This window comes from Cupriavidus phytohabitans (genome assembly GCF_000426345.1).
Taxonomy (GTDB): Bacteria; Pseudomonadota; Gammaproteobacteria; order Burkholderiales; family Burkholderiaceae; genus Cupriavidus.
On sequence record NZ_AUFE01000025.1, the window covers coordinates 1 to 1,874 of the forward strand.

3 protein-coding genes are annotated in these 1,874 nt (G+C 66.5%); all 3 read left to right on the forward strand.

Features of this window, described 5'->3' with window-relative positions; genetic code table 11:
- Positions 1-687, forward strand: a 687-nt coding sequence (locus tag K309_RS0118615) for an NADP transhydrogenase subunit alpha (protein WP_029047830.1), incomplete at its 5' end; no start/stop codon positions are given.
- Positions 688-922: 235 nt separating this feature from the next.
- A complete protein-coding gene (locus K309_RS0118620) occupies positions 923-1,264 on the forward strand; it encodes an NAD(P) transhydrogenase subunit alpha part 2 (protein WP_029047831.1) in 342 nt (113 codons plus the stop codon).
- Positions 1,264-1,874, forward strand: a 611-nt coding sequence (locus tag K309_RS44295) for an NAD(P)(+) transhydrogenase (Re/Si-specific) subunit beta (RefSeq protein WP_500784375.1), incomplete at its 3' end; no start/stop codon positions are given. The genes K309_RS0118620 and K309_RS44295, both read left to right, overlap by 1 nt.

Genomic DNA, 1,874 nt, shown 5'->3' on the forward strand with positions numbered 1-1,874 from the left:
CACCACTACCAGCGCTTCATGCCGATGCTGATGACCGCCGCCGGCACCGTCAAGGCCGCGCGCGTGCTGATCCTGGGCGCCGGCGTCGCCGGCCTGCAGGCCATCGCCACCGCCAAGCGCCTGGGCGCGGTGATCGAAGCCTCCGACGTGCGCCCCGCGGTCAAGGAACAGATCGAATCGCTCGGCGGCAAGTTCCTCGACGTGCCGTTCCTGACCGACGAGGAGCGCGAGATCGCGCAGGGCGTGGGCGGCTACGCGCGCCCGATGCCGCCGGACTGGATGAAGCGCCAGGCCGAGCTGGTGCACCAGCGCGCGATCCAGGCCGACATCGTCATCACCACCGCGCTGATCCCGGGCCGCAAGGCGCCGGTGCTGCTGCAGGAAGCGACCGTGCAGCAGATGAAGCCGGGCTCGGTGGTGGTCGACCTGGCCGCCGCGCAGGGCGGCAACTGCCCGCTGACGGTGGCCGACGAGGTGGTCGAGCGCCATGGCGTCACCCTCATCGGCCATACCAACCTGGCCAGCATGGTGGCGGCCGACGCCTCGGCGCTCTATGCCCGCAACGTGCTGGATTTCCTCAAGCTGGTCATCGACAAGGATGGCCAGTACACGCTCAACCTGGAAGACGACATCGTCGCCGCCTGCCTGATGTGCCGGGACGGCCAGGTCGTGCGCGAGGCGGCGTAATACGCGGCGTAATACGGGGGCGCCCCGCGCGCCCGCCAGCGATCATCCTGATCCGCATGAAGAACGCGATCAAGGAAATCAGGAAGGTCTGAGGTCTTGCTCCCCTCTCCGGCAATTGGGAGAGGGAGCACGCAAACGGTCATTCAGAGCCCCGGCCGTTCGCGCGCCGCAGTACAGCAAAAAAGAACACAGTAAAACGCTGCATCCCGGTTTCAAAGCAACGGAGGAGAAGTCGATGGAGATGGTGAACCACACGGTGATCAACCTGATCATCTTCGTGCTGGCAATCTACGTGGGCTACCACGTGGTCTGGACAGTCACGCCAGCCCTGCATACGCCACTGATGGCGGTAACCAACGCGATCTCGGCCATCATCATCGTCGGCGCGATGCTCGCCGCGGGCCTGACCGAAGGCGCCACGGGCCGCATCATGGGCACGCTGGCGGTGGCATTGGCAGCGGTCAACGTGTTCGGCGGCTTCCTGGTCACCCAGCGCATGCTGGAAATGTTCAAGAAGAAAGAGCCGAAGGCCAAGGCGACCGAAACCAAGCAGGCACTGGCCGGGGAGGGCGCGTAATGGCAGCCGGCCTCGTCAGCATGAACCTCGTCACCCTGCTCTACCTGGTGGCCTCGGTCTGCTTTATCCAGGCGCTCAAGGGGCTGTCGCACCCGGCCTCGGCGCGCAAGGGCAATGCCTTCGGCATGATCGGCATGGCCATCGCGGTAATCACCACGCTGGTCCTGATCATCAAGCTCAAGAATGATTTCCTGGCGGCCGGCACGGCGCAGTCGTCGGTGGGCTCCGGCCTGGCGCTGATCTTCGGCGCGCTGGTGGTGGGCGGCGGCATCGGCGCTTACGTGGCGCGCAAGGTGCAGATGACCAAGATGCCCGAACTGGTGGCGGCGATGCACTCGCTGATCGGTCTCGCGGCGGTGTTCATCGCGGTGGCCGCGGTGGCCGAGCCGGCCGCGTTCGGCATCACGCCGGCAGGCTCGCACCTGATCCCGCTGGGCAACCGCATCGAGCTGTTCATCGGCTGCTTCGTCGGCGCCATCACCTTCTCCGGTTCGGTGATCGCCTTCGGCAAGCTCGCCGGGCGCTACAAGTTCCGCCTGTTCCAGGGCGCGCCGGTGGTGTTCCCCGGCCAGCACTGGCTGAACCTGCTGCTGGCGGTGGCGATGGTCGG